The sequence below is a fragment of the Halomonas korlensis genome, assembly GCF_900116705.1.
GTDB classification, from domain to species: domain Bacteria; phylum Pseudomonadota; class Gammaproteobacteria; order Pseudomonadales; family Halomonadaceae; genus Halomonas; species Halomonas korlensis.
Window position 1 is genome coordinate 192,714 of sequence record NZ_FPBP01000001.1, and the last position, 15,587, is coordinate 208,300.

Genomic DNA, 15,587 nt, shown 5'->3' on the forward strand with positions numbered 1-15,587 from the left:
CGATAACGAGCCCCAATCATGACGTCAAACGACTCACGCGTGATACGCGCCGAACTGCTGAGCTTCGATGCCGACCCCGGCGAAGGCGACACACCCGCCGAGGGCAGTGTTCGCCATATCGAAGATGGTGCCCTGTGGCTCGAGGATGGCCGCATCCACGCCATCGATGATTACGTGCGTCTCGCACCGACACTGCCGGCGGACATCGAGGTGATCGATCATCGCGGCAAGCTGATCATGCCCGGCTTCATCGACAGCCACGTGCACTACGTGCAGCTCGAGATCATGGCCTCCTACGGACGCCAACTGCTCGACTGGCTCAACGAGTACACCTTTCCCGAGGAGTGCGCGTTTGCCCAGCGTGAACGCGCCGATGTAATTTCCAACGCCTTTCTCGACGAGATGCTGCGGGTCGGTACCACCACCGCCCAGGTGTTCTGCTCAAGCCATCCTACCTCGGTAGAGGCCTTCTTCTCAGCCTGTCGCCAGCGCGACCTGCGCATGCTGGCGGGCAAAGTGCTGATGGATCGCAATGCTCCCGAGGCGCTGTGCGATGACACCCATGGCGGCATCCACGATACCGAACGTCTGATCGGCAATTGGCACGGCACAGCACGCCTCGGCTATAGCCTGACCCCACGCTTCGCGCCGACTTCTACCCGCGAGCAGCTCGACGCCACTGGCGGCCTGCTGCGCAACGACCCAAGCCTATGGCTGCAGACCCACCTCTCAGAGAACCCCGGCGAGTTGGACTGGGTCGCCGAGCTGTTCCCCAAGAGCCGCGACTACCTCGAGGTCTACGAGCAGTCCGATCTGGTCGGCCCACGCAGCACCTTCGCCCATGGCATCCATCTCGACCAGGGCATGCGACGCCGGCTGGCCGATCGCGGCGCCAACCTGGCCTTCTGTCCCAGTTCCAACCTGTTCCTCGGCAGCGGCTTGTTCAATCGCCAGGCCGCACGCGAGGTTGGACTCAACGTGACCTATGCCAGCGACGTCGGTGGCGGTACCGATCTTTCGGGGTTGGCGACGCTCAAGGCCGCCTACCAGGTGGGTCAGCTGCGCGGCCAGCCGCTTACCGCTTGGCAGGGCCTCTACGGGCTAACCCTGGGCAACGCCCGCGCGCTCTCGCTGGATGGCCAGGTCGGCCGCCTGGCACCAGCCATGGAGGCCGACTTCGTGGTACTCGATCCCGATGGCTCGCCGCTGATGGCGCGTCGTCACGCACGTTGTAAGACCCTCGGCGAGCGACTCTTCGCACTGATGATGCTGGGCGATGACCGCAACGTACTGGAAACCTGGGCGGGCGGCAGACGACAGCACGTGAGGGAGTAACCGCCAAGCACTGACGGGCGCCTGCCTTACCAAACCCTACGCTCGACGCCGGCTCCCCCCTTGCGTCGAGCGCAGCCGCGTGTGCGGTCTTCAGACACAGCCCGGGCATTGCCGATCCTTATCTTCCCCCCCGCAACGATTCGTCTAAGACAATAGTTGCGACCACCTGTCCAAACGGTCAAATATTATCTAGGCTATTTCGTGCCATGATTGACCAATTGGTCAGCATGCAAGAAACCCTGGCTTGTATCTCCCGTTTTCCACGCTCGCCAACCATCCATTCCTCCAACAACAATGGGAATCATCGATATGGAACCGACCTCCTCTTCCCTTGCCGGCAAGGCTCAAGGCCAGTCGCCCAAGCAGGCCTCGGTAAATGCCAACTGGCTGGACCACTATTTTGGCGTGAGTCGGCGCGGCTCGTCGCTGCGCACCGAAGTCCTCGCCGGCATTGCCACCTTCCTGGCCTCCATGTACATCATCGTGGTCAACCCGGCGATTCTCAGCGACGCCGGCATCCCCTTCTCCGCCGCCCTCTCGGCCACGGTGCTGATCAGCTTCATGAGCAGCCTGGCCATGGGGCTCTATGCACGCAATCCGATCCTGGTCGCCCCGGGCATGGGCATGAACGCCCTGTTCACCTATACCTTGGTACAGGGCGCCGGGCTCTCGTGGGAAGTGGCGTTGGGCTGCGTATTCTGGTCCGGGGTGCTGTTCGCCCTACTGGCCATGTTCAACGTCCGCAAGGCAATCATCGAGGCCATTCCTCCCTCGCTGCGCTATGCGATCACCTGTGGCATTGGCCTGTTCATCACCTTCATCGGTTTCAAGAACGCGGGCTTCATCGTCGGCAGCGACGCTACCCTGGTAACGCTGGGCAATATGGATGCCAGCATGGTGACGTTCTTCATCGGCATGATGGCGACGGCGATCCTGGTGATCCTGCGCTTCAACGGCGCCTTGATCCTCGGTATCGGCCTGACTACCCTGCTGGCATCGCCCATGGGGCGTCTATGGGGCGGTGACGTGGTGGTGGAGTGGAGCGGCCTGGCCGCTTGGCCCGACTTCAGCGCGGTCATGCAGGTAGATATCTGGGGCGCACTGAAGGTGGCCTACCTGCCCTTCATCTTCGTCATGCTTTTTACCAACTTCTTCGACGCGCTGTCATGCTTCATGGCACTCTCCGAGTCGGCCGATCTCAAGGACAAGGATGGCAACCCGCGCAACCTGAAGCGCTCCATGACGGTCGACGCCTTCGCCTCGATGATCGCCGCCCCCCTGGGCACCAGTGCAGCCCAGACCTTCATCGAGTCCGGCGCCGGCGTCGCCCAGGGCGGCCGGACCGGCCTGGTGGCGGTGACCATCGCCTGTCTGTTTCTGCCGTTCCTGTTCCTGTCGCCACTGCTTTCTTTGGTGCCGAGTATCGCTACCGCACCTGCCCTGGTGCTGGTGGGGCTGTTCATGCTGGCGCCGATCAGCAAGATCGAATGGGCGAAATTCGACCAGGCCTTCCCGGCCTTCCTGGCCATCATTCTGATGCCGCTGACCTATTCGATTACCCTGGGGATTGCCTTCGGCTTCCTCAGCTTCGTACTGATCAAGCTCTTCACCGGCCACATCCAAGCGATCAAACCGGCCATGTGGGTTTCCGCCGCGCTGAGTGTGGTGATGTTGATCACCACGCACTGAACCACCCACTGATCTCGATCACCGGCCTGTACCTTGAGATGCTCTACTTGTCATCGAAAATTGACTTGAAACAAGGACAGGCCAATACCTCGTTGCCCACGCTTCCCCGGTCCCCCGCACGAAACTACTGTGAAAGGCATAACAGCCGTTGTCGGCAAGGGAACCATAGGGAATTGCCATGAACTTCCACCAACCTCATCTAATGAGCGCCGCCCTGTTGGGGGGCGCAGTCTTTCTCTCTTCCGCCGTCCTCGCTGACGATGGCCTGGGAGATTACCGCAGCCGTTTTGACCCCCTGCCGCATCTGCCCCCGATTCCCGCCGACAACTCACTGACGGACGAGAAGGTGGAATTGGGCAAGATGCTGTTCTTCGAGCCGCGGATTTCCACAAGCGGGGTGATCAGTTGCGCTACCTGCCACAATCCGGCCTTGGGCTGGAGCGACAGGATTCCCCGCGCCACCGGCCACCAAGGGCAGATCGGCGAGCGCAACACCCCGACCGTCCTTAACGCCGGATTCCTCGATGCCCAGTTCTGGGATGGCCGCGAGCCAGACCTCGAGGGGCAAGCGCTGGGACCCATCGAAGCCGCGGTGGAAATGGCCATGGATCTAGAAAGCGCTCTTTCGCGCCTGGATGGCTTTGACATCTATCAGGAACACTTCGCCGGTGCCTTTCCGGAAGACGACGATCCGGTGAACGAAGACAACCTCGCCCAGGCGCTCGCCAGTTTTCAAAGAACGCTGAATACACCGAACTCGCCCTTCGACCGGTATCTACGGGGTGACATGAATGCGTTGGATACGCAGGAAAAGGACGGCATGGTAGCCTTCGTCGATAACGGCTGCATCGCCTGTCATCGTGGCCCTAACCTCAGCGACAGCCAGTTTCATGCCATTCAGGTCCCTGGATCGACCGATGTCGGACGCTACGACGTCACCGGTGAAGAGGCCGACAAGTACCGCTTCCGCACGCCGACGCTACGCAATGTCGCGGTCACCTATCCCTACATGAACAATGGTGCCACCGAAACGCTCGAGGAAGCCGTAGCCATCATGGGCCAGGAGATGCTGGGACAGGAATTCGAAGAGGAAAAGATCGACAATATCGTGGCCTTTCTCCATACCCTGACTGGCGAGATGCCCGATTTCGAGGTCCCGGCGCTGCCTTGACCCCAGAGCTGACGGTATGCCTGAAAGATCATTAATGGCATGCCGCCAGCTGACGACGCAATGCCACTCGACGCTCGTCGCTGATGAAGGCCGCCTCGATAGCGTTGGCGGCCAGGCGACGGAACACCGCCTCGTCCCAGCCAAAGGCGTGATGACACGCCTCGAAGTTTGCCAGCATCCCCCCGCCGAAGTAGGCCGGGTCATCGGAATTCAGGGTGAGCTTCAGCCCGGCATCGAGCAGCCTGGGCAGGGGATGGTCCGCGAGTCGCTCGACGACCTTGAGCCGCACATTGGAAAGCGGGCAGACGGTCAGCACGATGCCTTCGTCGCGCAAGCGAGACACCAGCGCCGGATCCTCCAGGCAGCGTACGCCGTGATCGATGCGGCAGACATCCAACAGGTCCAGCGCCTCGCGGATGTAGTCGGCTGGTCCCTCCTCGCCGGCATGCGCGACACGGGGAATGCCCAGGCGCCTAGCTCGCTCGTAGACCTCGCGAAACCTTGCTGGTGGATTGCCATGCTCGGCGCTGTCCAACCCCACGGCATCGAGCATTTCCCAGTAGGGAGCGGCCATCTCGAGCACCGACATCGCCTCCTCCGCAGGGCGGTCACGCAGGAATGCCATGATCAATGCCGAGGACAGGCCCAACTCACGTTCGGCATGGCGGCGTGCCAGGTCCAACCCTTCCATCACGACCGAAAGCCCGACGCCACGCGCCAGATGGGCCTGGGGATCGAAGTGCATTTCCACATGGACCACCCCTTCGCCGCTCGCCCGGCGGAAATAGTCCATGGCCAGATCATGGAAATCCTCGGCAGTGCGCAACACGCTCATGCCTTGGAAATAGACATCAAGGAAGGACTGAAGATCAGTGAAGTCGTAAGCGGCACGCGCCTCCTCGACCGAGGCATAAGGCAGCTCGATGCCATTGCGTTCGGCCAGGGTGAACATCAATTCGGGTTCCAGCGACCCCTCGATGTGCAAATGCAGTTCGGCCTTCGGCAAGCGCTTGAGGAAATCGTGCATACAACGCACCTCATCGTCGACATTTTGCCTATCCTGAAACATCCGGTCGTTTAGCGCAAAGGGGCTGGTAGGGGCGCTAACCTGCCTTCCCGCAACATCAGCCGGCGATCGATACCCGGCGGGTCTACTTGCTCGCCGAGGTCATGCACCAGGTAGACCACCGTGCGTCCATCGAGCCAGCCATCGAGATGCGAGGCAACCCTTGCTGCGGTTGTCGCGTCCAGACCGGCGAAAGGCTCATCCAGGATCACCAGGCCGGGATCGCGCAGCATCAGTCTCGCCAGCGCCAGCCGCCGGGATTGCCCGCCGGAGAGCTGACGCCCGCCCTCGCCCACTCGGGTGGCAAGTCCGTTTGGCAGTCCCGCCGCCCAACCGGATAGTTCGACCATCGCCAGGGCGTGCCAGAGCCGCGTCTCATCGGCGACGGGATCGGCCAGGCGTAGATTGGCCGCCAGGCTGTCATCGAAGAGATCGATGCGCTGCGTCAGGACCGCCACGCGCTGGGGCAGCGTCTTCGGCACCAGTTCCTGCACGGGCTTGTCGTCGAGCATGACCTTGCCCTGCGTGGGCCGCAGCTGGCCGGCGAGCAACGAGGCGACACTGGATTTGCCGGCCCCCGAGGCGCCACACAGCGCCACCCGTTCTCCTGCTGCTACAGTAAGCGAGACGGACGACAGGGCCGGTACAAGAGCGCCTGGGTAGCGCAGCGTGACGTTATCCAGCCTCGCCGGAAGCGCGTCCGAGGTTAACGTCTGGCTAGGCGTTACTGTCGAGGCGACAGCCGCCTCCAGCTCATTGAGTCGCATCGCTGCAACGCACGTCGACCCGAGATGGGTGAAAGCGATGGCCAGCGGCGCCAGCGCCTCGTTGAAAGCCAAGACCGCCAGCGACATCATCACCATCACCGGGCCGGAAAGCTGCCCGCTGGTATAGGCCTGTGCCGCCAGCCAGAGCACTACTATCAAGGTTGTCCCGACAGCGACGCCCGACACGGCATTGCCAAGCGCTGACAGCCGCCCCAGGCGCCGCTGGTCGGCCTCGAGTCGCGCCTCGATGTCATCCAGACGCTGGCGGTGTGAGGCCAGGCTAGCGTAAGCCTCAAGCTCGGCAAGCCCTTGCCACTGCTCGATCAGCCGGCCACGAAAGTGCTCGAGGTCCTCCATGCGCCGGCGGCTCGCCGCCATGCCGAGACACGACTGGCCCCACGTCAACCAGCCAATCGCGACACCGAGCAGTACCGCTATCGCAAGCCCGGCCACAGGCAGCCAGAACGACACGAAAGCCGACAGCGTAATGACCGCCACCACCGCCACCGCCGGCGGTGCCAAAAGGCGCAGGTAAAGGCTATCCAAGGCATCGATATCGGCGGTCAGGCGGTGCAGCCAGTCACTGGCGCGCCGCCGTGACAGTCGATGCTCATCGAGCCCAGCCAGGACGCCGAACAGCCGCGCACGAAGATCGGCCAGCAGCCTGAGAACCGTGTCATGGTTATAGAGCCGTTCGACATAACGCGACACCGTGCGTGTCAGCGCAAACAGGCGTATCCCCCCTCCAGGCACATAAATGTTCAGGCTGATGGCCGCCCCCGCCGCCAATGCGGTGCCGGCCAGGGCGCTGGCGGTGATGAACCAGCCGGAGAGCGCCAGCAGGCCGATCGCCGAGACCAACGTCAACGCCATGAGCAGGGTGCCAATGCTCAGGCGTCCGCGTCGCTGCGCCAACAGGCGCAGCCAGGGCGCAAGGGTCGTCCGCAGGGATATCGCGTGCCGCTCAGTCAATCACCGTCTCCTTGATTCGGACATCACCGAGGTCGATCCGCTGATTCGCCAGGCGCATCAGGGCCGGATGGTGCGTGGCAACCACCAGGGCACGCCCTTCGCTTGCCAGCTCACGCAAGGCATCAATGATCGCAGCTTCGGTGTCGGCATCCAGATGAGCAGTCGGTTCATCGAGAAGGACCAGCGGAGCCGACGACAGGAAAATACGCGCCAGCGCCAGCCGCTGGGCCTGACCACCGGACAGGCCGACCCCTCGCTCGCCCAACGACGTTGCCAACCCCTCGGGCAACACCGCCAAAAGCTCCGCCAGGCCGGCGCGCTCAAGGGCCGCTTGCATGGCCTCGTCAGCGACATCGGGCGCTGACAGGCGCAGGTTGTCGGCCAGGCTGCCCTGGATCAGCAAGGGGCGCTGGTCCATCCAGGCGAAGCGCAGGCCCGGCGTGACGCAGCGCCGGCCTCGGGCGGGGTCGACAAACCCCGCCAACAACTGCAGCAGGCTCGACTTGCCGGCACCGGAGGCGCCGGTGACCACCAGGATATCGCCGGGGCGAACCGTCAGGTCCAGCGGGCCGAGGATGGCCCCCCGACCGGGATACGTCAGGGTGGCGGACGCCAGGCTCACCAACACACCCGGGGGTGTGGGCGGCGTCTCGGCGCCTGGCAGGCGCTGCGGGTCGACCGGCATGGCCAGCAGCGACACCATACCCTCGGCGGCGCCGAGCGCCGCGGCTCGGTCATGATAATGCTGCGACAGGCTGCGCAGGGGTTGAAAGAACTCAGGAGCCAACAGCAGTACCAGCAGGCCGGTAAAGAGCGTGAGCTCGGTCGAGGGGCCATAGGTAATATAGCCAAGCAGCCCGAAGCCGACGTAGATGGCCACCACGGCGATCGCCACCGAGGCGAAGAACTCCAGTGCTGCCGAGGAGAGAAACGCCAGCCGCAAGGTGCGCATGCTCAGACGCCGATAGTGGTCGGCGGCGTATTGCACCTCCCGTGTGGCCTCCGCGGTGCGACCGAATAGCTGCAGGGTCGTGATGCCGCGCACCCGGTCGATGAAGTGGCTCGAGAGGCGCGCGACGGCCGCAAACTGATCGCGGTTGAGACGCTCCGCCCCCATGCCAACCAGCGCCATGAACAGGGGAATCAGCGGTGCCGAGATCAGCAGGAAAACGGCCGCCAGCCAATCGAGCCAGACCACGACGCCGAGAATCAGCAACGGAATCGCCACCGCAAGGCGCATTTGCGGAACAAAGCGCGCAAAGTAGCCGTCCAGCGCCTCGACCTGTTCCACCAACTGGTTGGCAAGCGAGGCCGAATGCCGACCGGCCAACCGTACAGGGCCGAGCATGGCCAGATGATCGAGCAGTTGGGCACGCGCACGACGGCGTATTCGCAGGCTGGCCTCGAGTGCCGAGACTTCCTGGACCCACTGAGCCACGGCGCGCAGCAATATGACCATCACAAGGCCGAACAACACCGGCCACAGGGCATCGAGCCCGGCGTTTGCCACAAGCAACTGCGCAAGAAACCACGCCAGGAGCGCCATCTGCAGGATGGTAAAGCCTCCTGCCATCACCCCGGCGAACGCCGCCAGGAACAGCAGCGGACGTTCTCTCTCAGCCAGCTCGGCAAGCCAGCGCCGTGGCGTCAGGTCCGTCGCCTCATCGCCGGTACTGGTCATCAATCGACGTACCAATCAATGATAGCCTTCGCCGACCTTGACCTTGCCCCGGAATACCCAGTAGCTCCAGGCCGTGTAGGCAAGCACGACCGGAATCACGAACAACACCCCGATCAGCAGGAATAGCTGCGACTCCGGGGCCGAGGCCGCGTCCCAGATCGTATAATCCGGCGGCACGATGACCGGCCATTTGCTGGCGACCAGACCCAGATAGGTGAAGGTGAAAAGGCCCAGCGTCGAGATGAAGGGCAGGCCTTCGTCACGTCGACGCACGGAACGGAAGATGGTGAAAGCACATAGCATCGACAGTGCCGGAAGCACCCAGATCAACTGGATGTGATCGAACCAACGCGACCAGACACCGGGGTCAACGAAAGGCGTCCAGATGCTGATGATCGCGAATACCGCCAGCACGGCCAAAAGCAGCTTCGGCGTGATGCGATACGCCCAGTCCTGTACGTAACCTTCGCTCTTGAGGATCAGCCAAGTCGCCCCGAGCAGGGCATATCCCGCCATCAAACCCAGGCCGGTGAGTACTGTGAACGGCGAGAGCCAGTCGAAGGCGTCCCCCACGTAGACAAAATCCTCGACGGTAAACCCCTGAATATAGGAACCGACGACCGCGCCCTGGGCAAAGGTCGCCACCGCCGAGCCCCAGCAGAACGCTCGATTCCACCATATGCGCCGTCGCCGTGACTTGAAGCGAAACTCGAAGGCGACACCGCGAAAGATCAAGCCGGCGAGCATCAGGAAGACCCCGATGTAGAGGGCTGGCAGAAACACCGAATAGACCAGCGGAAAGGCCGCCAGCAACCCTGCGCCACCCAGCACCAGCCAGGTCTCATTGCCGTCCCAGACCGGTGCCACGGAGTTCATCATCACATCGCGGGCATCCTCGTCGGGCGCGAAGGGGAAGAGAATCCCCAGCCCCAGGTCAAAGCCATCCATCACCACGTACATGATCACCGCAAAGCCGATGATCAAAGCCCATATCATCGAGAGATCGAAGTTTTCCATGGTTCAGCCTCCCATCGTGGTGCGTGAGGCATCGTCGAAGGTCGCATGCGCCGCTGACAGTGGCCGCGCGGGCCGTTCGATATCATCGGGGAAGTGTGGCTGTCCCGGGAGCATCCCCTGGCGTACCACGCGCGTCAGGTAATAGACCCCGGCGTAGAACACCACTGCGTAGACCGCCATGTAACCGATCAATGTGAACAGCGCCATACCGCCGGTGAGCGAGGGCGTCAGCCCCTCAGCGTGCGACATGACCTCGTAGACCAGCCAAGGCGCCCGCCCCGTCTCGGTGACGATCCAGCCGGCCAGCACGGCGACAAAGGGGGCCGCAGTCATCACGCGCAGGGTCTGCAGGTAGCCGCGATGCGTGTAGACTCGTCCGCCGCGGCGCAACCACAGACCCGCGAACGCTACCGCAATCATCAAGAATCCTAGCCCCACCATGACCCGGAAGGCCCAGAAGACGATGGCCACGGGGGGTTGCTCTTCCGGCGACGCCTCGCGAATCCCCGGCACCTCGCCGTCGGGATCATGCGTCAGGATAATGCTTGCCAGGCTGGGAATGCCGATCTCGAAATGGTTCTGCTGGGCCTCCTGGTCGGGGATGGCAAAGAGCAACAGCGGGGCATTGCGCATGGTTTCCCAGTTGCCCTCCATCGCCGCCACCTTGGTCGGCTGATGTTCAAGAGTATTGACGCCATGGAAATCCCCCACCACGGCCTGGGTCGGGGCCAGTAACAGCAGCATCCACAGGCACATCGACAGCGCCTTGCGGTTTGCCTCGACGTCGCGACCGATCAGCAGATACCAGGCGCTTACCCCGGCCACGACAAAGCCCCCGGTGAGGAACGAGGCGATGACCATATGCGAGAAGCGAAACGGGAACGAGGGATTGAAGATCGCATCGCTCCAGTCGGTTATCTGGAAGCGGCCGTCGATCACCTCGAAAGCGGTAGGAGTGTGCATCCAACTGTTAGCGGAAAGGATCCAGAACGAGGAGATGAAGGTACCCAGAGCCACCATGATCGAGGCAAAGAGATGCACCCCCTGCGGCACCTTTCCGCGGCCGAACAGCAGTACGCCAAGGAAAGCGGCCTCGAGGAAGAAGGCTGTCACCACCTCGTAGCTCAGCATCGGGCCGAGGAAGTTGGCGGTCGAAAGCGAGAAGTTGCTCCAGTTGGTGCCGAACTGGAAGGACATGACGATGCCCGACACCACGCCCATACCGAACACCACCGCAAAGACGCGTGTCCAGAACAGCGCCAATCGGTCCCAGGCCGGCTCCTCGGTCTTGAAGAAGAGTCCGTTGAGAAACGCGATGTACGAGGCCAGGCCAATCGTGAACACAGGAAAGATGGCGTGAAACGACACCACAAACGCGAATTGGATTCGCGATAGCAACAGGGGATCCAGTTCCATGACGCATGCCTCGTTACCAGAATGGATGCGAGTCGCAAGGCAAGCGCCCCCTCTGGGAAGCTGACATTGCTTGCGGGTCCATGTTTTCGATTCGTTTCCCATCGTGCCGGGGCATCTGCCACTTCGACACCAGTGACAACTTCATACTAGACCAGCGTAACGCGCTTGATGAAACTCACCCGAATCTTGATGCCCGTAATGAAAATCCAGCTGAGCGTGACTCACGACACCGTACTGACTTGATCGTACAAGCAAGTCGCAAGAAAGCGACGGGAAGTTACTCTAGCGGCCCGTGTCGCGTTGTCGCATCAACCGCCTCCCCCCGACATGACCAAATGGATCATCCATCCGGTATAGGCAACAAACATGCTCAATAGCGCTGCCCCCTCGAAACGGTTGATGCGCCCCGGCCGTCCCCGCCAGCCCATGGCGAATACCGCCATCACCGCGGTCATGACGGCCATCAGGGTCCAGTCACGCAACAGCACTTCGGTCCCGACTTCGATCGGTGCGATCACGGCTGCCAGCCCCACCACCCCGAGCGTATTGAACAGGTTGGACCCCACTACATTACCCAGCACCAGGTCATGCTCGCGGCGGCGCAGGGCGCTGATCGAGGATGCCAGCTCGGGAAGCGATGTTCCCACGGCCACCACGGTCAGGCCGATGATCAGATCGCTCACGCCAAACTCTTGGGCAATCGCCACCGCTCCCCACACCAGGATCCGCGAGCTGACCACCAATAGCAGAAGTCCAACGCCGGTCCAGGCGAGGCCTGTCCCCAACGACATTGGATGCACCGCGAGGCTCTCCTCGGTGTCCGTGGCCAGCGGATCCCCGGCACCGCGACGCGCCATGAAGATACTGAAAGCGATGAAAGCTGCCAGCAGTCCCAACAGCAGCACTCCCTCCCCCCGGCCGATCACGCCGCCCCACATCAGCAGTGCCGACAGCAGGGTGACACCACCCAATACCGGCAACTCCCGGCGGATGACCCCAGAATGTACGGCAAGAGGCGAGATCAAGGCCACCAATCCCAGGATCAGGCCAATGTTGGCGATATTCGAGCCATAGGCGTTGCCCAGTGCCAGGCCGGGATTGCCCTGGGCAGCGGCCAGTCCCGAGACCATCAACTCAGGCGCTGAAGTCCCGAAGCCGATGACCAGCATGCCGATCAACAGCGGGGACAGACCCAGGCGACGAGACGTCGCCGCGGCGCCATCAACGAAGCGCTCGGCACTCCATACCAGCAGGACAAGGCCTGCCAAGACCGCCACGGCGGGAAGTATCATGTTGTCTCCTCAAGAACATTCAAGCGCGCATGTTTGACTATGGTGTCACTCTGGTCAACATGTCACACTTTCGTTGTGGGTCGTCCATCTGATGGGAAGCGTAAAAGCAGTGCCGAAGCGTTACCTGGGAGTCCCATCCCTCACGCGGGGTGAGCCTCTGGTGGACAGCCATCCGCCAGAGGTAAGGACAACACGTCGGCGTCTGCGAGCCTGTCATGAGTGCGACTGGCTGGTAGCGCTTCCTCCCCTGCGCCCAGGCGAAAAGGCCGATTGTCCGCGCTGTGGCCATACGCTCGCCAACCGACACCATCAACCGGCCCAGCGCAGCATGGCCCTGGCGCTTTCCGCGCTGATCGCACTCATGCTGGCGGTGTCCTTTCCGTTCGTCAGCTTCAGCGTAGGGGGTATCGGCAATCGTATCGAATTGTCGCAGACCGCCACCACCTTGATCGGCTTCGACCAGCCACTGGTCGCCATCGCGGTAATATTGACCATCGTCGTGCTGCCCGCCATTTACCTGCTCGGGGTGGTCTGGCTACAGGCAGGACTCATGCAAAACGACCCGCTACCGGCGAGTCGCGGTATCGCCAGGTCGCTGTCCCACTTGCATCCCTGGATGATGGCCGATGTCTTCATCATCGGCGCGCTGGTCAGCCTGATCAAGGTCGCGGGGATGGCCGAGGTCGAGCTGGGCCTTTCCTTCTGGGCCTATTGCCTGTTTGCGCTGTTGCTGTTGTTCACGACCCAGTCCCTGGACGCGGACTGGATGTGGTTCTCGCTGGCCGGTGAACCCTTGGCGCCCGAGGGCTCCCGCACCGGCGATACGGCTGCTGCCCAGGGGCTGGCCGGTTGTGCCACTTGCGGGCTGGTCAACCGATTGGATGAAAGAGCTCACGGACAATGCCGGCGTTGTGGTGATCGTTTGCATCCTCGCCTGCCTCATAGTCTGCAACGCACCTGGGCGTTGCTGGCGACCGCCGCGTTGTTGTACGTACCGGCCAATCTCTATCCGATCATGACCACCACCAGCCTCGGCCAATCCACCCCCTCGACGATCATCGGCGGCGTGGTGGAGCTGATCCAGATGGGCTCGTGGCCAATAGCGGTGGTGATCTTCGTTGCCAGCGTAATCGTGCCGGTGGGCAAGCTGGTCGCGCTGGCCTGGCTCTGCCTGGTCGTCAAGCGCAGCAATGAGCTGAATGCCATTACCCGCACGCGCCTCTACCGGCTGACTGAGTTCATTGGCCGCTGGTCGATGGTCGATGTGTTCGTGGTCGCGATCCTGGTCGCGCTGATCCGTGCGGGTGCGTTGATGTCGATCACCCCAGGCCCGGCAGCGCTGGCCTTCGGTGGCGTGGTGATCACCACCATGCTGGCGGCCATGACGTTTGACCCGAGATTGATCTGGGATCCGCCCCTGCCGAAGTCGCAGCGCCAGCAAAACGGTCAACCGCACAAGACCACGCGACAAGGAGCGCATGGATGAGCGATACCCCGCAACACGCCACCGGCGACCCGCACGATATGCATCGCGCCAAGCCCATTCCTCAAGGGCGCCTGTCGCCGATCTGGATCATCCCCATAGTGGCGCTGCTGATCGGCGCCTGGCTGGTCTTCGACAATTACCGCAGCCGCGGGCCACAGATCACTTTGACCATGAGAAATGCTGAAGGCATCGAGGCCGGCAGCACCCTGATCAAGACACGCAATGTCGAGGTGGGCCGGGTCGAGCGTGTCAGCCTCTCCGATGACCAGACGACCGCGGTGATCACGGCTCGCATGACCCCCGACAGCGAAGCCATGCTCGTCGAGGACAGCCGGTTCTGGGTCATAAAGCCACGCATCGGTCGTGAAGGCATCAGTGGCCTGGGAACCGTGCTCTCGGGTGCCTTCATCCAGCTAGAGCCGGGCACCAGCGAGCTCGAGGCAAGACAGTTCGAGGTCAGCGACCAGCCTCCGGTAGCCCCACCCGGCGCCGAAGGCCTGCGCATCAACCTGGTCAGCCAGCTCGGCAACTCATTGAGCGTGGGCGACCCGGTAACCTATCAGGGCTTCACCGTGGGCCGGGTGGAGAAGGCGAATTTCGACCCTCAGTCCCGAAGCATGCAACACAGGATCTTCATCGAGAGCCCTTATGATGGGCTGGTCACCGACAGCGCCCGCTTCTGGTCGGCCAGTGGAATCGACGTGAGGCTCGATTCCGAGGGCTTTCGCGTCAACTTTGACTCGGTGGAATCGCTGATCGGAGGGGGTGTGACTTTCGGCGTCCCCGACGATCTACCCCCTGGCGACCAGGTCGAACCTGACGCCACCTTCACTCTCTATGTCGATGAGGACAGTGCCCGCCAGGGTACCTTCAATCGCTATCTCGAGTACGTGATGCTGGTCGATGACACGGTACGTGGGCTGGGTCGCGGCGCGCCCGTCGAGTTTCGTGGCGTGCGTATTGGCACCGTCGCAGCCGTTCCCTGGAACTTCACTGCCACACAGCCCGACACCCGCGAGCGCTTCGCGATTCCCGTGCTGATACGTATTGAACCCCAGCGGCTGGGGATCGATCGTAGCGAGCTCGATCTCGAGGGCTGGCAGGAACGTTTCGTACGCTTCTTTGATCTAGGGCTGCGTGCATCACTGAAGAATGGCAACCTGCTGACCGGCGCGATGTTCGTCGATCTCAATTTCCAGCGCGACCTCGCCGGTGAGTATGTGGAGGAGCGCTTCGCCGATCGCACGGTATTTCCTACCACTTCGGGTGGCTTCGCCCAGATCGAGAGCCAGGTCACCGAATTACTGGCCAAACTCAACGGCCTGGAGATAGAACCTCTGCTCGACGGGCTCGACCGTAATCTCGTTGCCTCGGAGGCGATGCTCAGCGAAGTTCGCGAGCTCACCGACAGTGTCAGCACATTGCTTGATGACCCTGGCACCCGTGAGCTGCCGAGCACGCTGAACACAACGTTAACCGAGCTGAGCAACACGCTGCAGGGCATCTCACCACAGTCCCCGGCCTACCGTGAGTTCTCTACCACCCTGCAACAGCTCGAACGCCTGCTGCGTGACCTGCAGCCTACGGCGCGCACGCTACGGGATAATCCCCGTGCTCTGCTCTTCGACAGCATCGACGGTCAGGACCCGCTGCCCAGGGCACCGGGTTCCACGCCACAAGGAGCTTCCCAGTGAA

11 protein-coding genes are annotated in these 15,587 nt (G+C 62.5%); 5 read left to right on the top strand and 6 right to left on the bottom strand.

Annotated elements, in window-relative coordinates:
- The first annotated feature begins 18 nt into the window (after window positions 1-18).
- The 3 genes from guaD to BM341_RS00950 all read left to right on the top strand — a co-directional run bounded on the left by guaD (window position 19) and on the right by BM341_RS00950 (window position 4,195).
- A complete protein-coding gene (guaD, locus tag BM341_RS00940) occupies window positions 19-1,335 on the top strand; it encodes a guanine deaminase (protein WP_089791998.1) in 1,317 nt (438 codons plus the stop codon).
- A 309-nt stretch (window positions 1,336-1,644) separates the two neighbouring features.
- Entirely contained in the window at window positions 1,645-3,024 is a 1,380-nt protein-coding gene (locus BM341_RS00945) for an NCS2 family permease (protein WP_089792000.1), read from the top strand.
- A 178-nt stretch (window positions 3,025-3,202) separates the two neighbouring features.
- Entirely contained in the window at window positions 3,203-4,195 is a 993-nt protein-coding gene (locus tag BM341_RS00950; protein WP_089792002.1) for a cytochrome-c peroxidase, read from the top strand.
- A 31-nt stretch (window positions 4,196-4,226) separates the two neighbouring features.
- Here BM341_RS00950 and BM341_RS00955 read toward each other — a convergent pair whose 3' ends face one another.
- The 6 genes from BM341_RS00955 to BM341_RS00980 form a co-directional block, all read right to left on the bottom strand.
- Window positions 4,227-5,222, bottom strand: coding sequence for an adenosine deaminase (locus BM341_RS00955; protein ID WP_089792003.1), 996 nt, complete (start codon window positions 5,220-5,222; stop codon window positions 4,227-4,229).
- A gap of 50 nt (window positions 5,223-5,272) precedes the next feature.
- Window positions 5,273-7,000 carry a thiol reductant ABC exporter subunit CydC gene (cydC, locus tag BM341_RS00960; protein ID WP_245784112.1) on the bottom strand — a complete coding sequence of 576 codons (1,728 nt, stop codon included), beginning with the start codon at window positions 6,998-7,000 and terminating at the stop codon, window positions 5,273-5,275.
- Window positions 6,993-8,681 carry a thiol reductant ABC exporter subunit CydD gene (cydD, locus tag BM341_RS00965; protein ID WP_089792005.1) on the bottom strand — a complete coding sequence of 563 codons (1,689 nt, stop codon included), beginning with the start codon at window positions 8,679-8,681 and terminating at the stop codon, window positions 6,993-6,995. The genes cydC and cydD overlap by 8 nt, the downstream gene beginning before the upstream one ends.
- Window positions 8,682-8,696: 15 nt before the next feature.
- Window positions 8,697-9,698, bottom strand: a complete 1,002-nt coding sequence (gene cydB, locus BM341_RS00970; RefSeq protein ID WP_089792007.1) for a cytochrome d ubiquinol oxidase subunit II — start codon at window positions 9,696-9,698, stop codon at window positions 8,697-8,699.
- 3 nt (window positions 9,699-9,701) lie between these two features.
- The gene (locus BM341_RS00975) at window positions 9,702-11,114 is read right to left on the bottom strand and encodes a cytochrome ubiquinol oxidase subunit I (RefSeq protein ID WP_089792009.1); all 1,413 of its coding nucleotides are present in this window, start codon (window positions 11,112-11,114) and stop codon (window positions 9,702-9,704) included.
- 308 nt (window positions 11,115-11,422) lie between these two features.
- Window positions 11,423-12,406, bottom strand: coding sequence for a calcium/sodium antiporter (locus BM341_RS00980; RefSeq protein ID WP_089792011.1), 984 nt, complete (start codon window positions 12,404-12,406; stop codon window positions 11,423-11,425).
- 91 nt (window positions 12,407-12,497) lie between these two features.
- Between BM341_RS00980 and BM341_RS00985 the strand changes: the two genes are divergently transcribed.
- Window positions 12,498-13,892 (top strand): paraquat-inducible protein A, encoded by a 1,395-nt coding sequence (locus tag BM341_RS00985; RefSeq protein ID WP_089792666.1) that lies wholly within the window; start codon window positions 12,498-12,500, stop codon window positions 13,890-13,892.
- Window positions 13,889-15,586: an intermembrane transport protein PqiB gene (pqiB, locus tag BM341_RS00990; protein ID WP_089792014.1), complete on the top strand. Its 1,698-nt coding sequence runs from the start codon at window positions 13,889-13,891 to the stop codon at window positions 15,584-15,586. Before BM341_RS00985 ends, pqiB begins: the two co-directional genes overlap by 4 nt.
- Window position 15,587 lies beyond the last annotated feature (1 nt).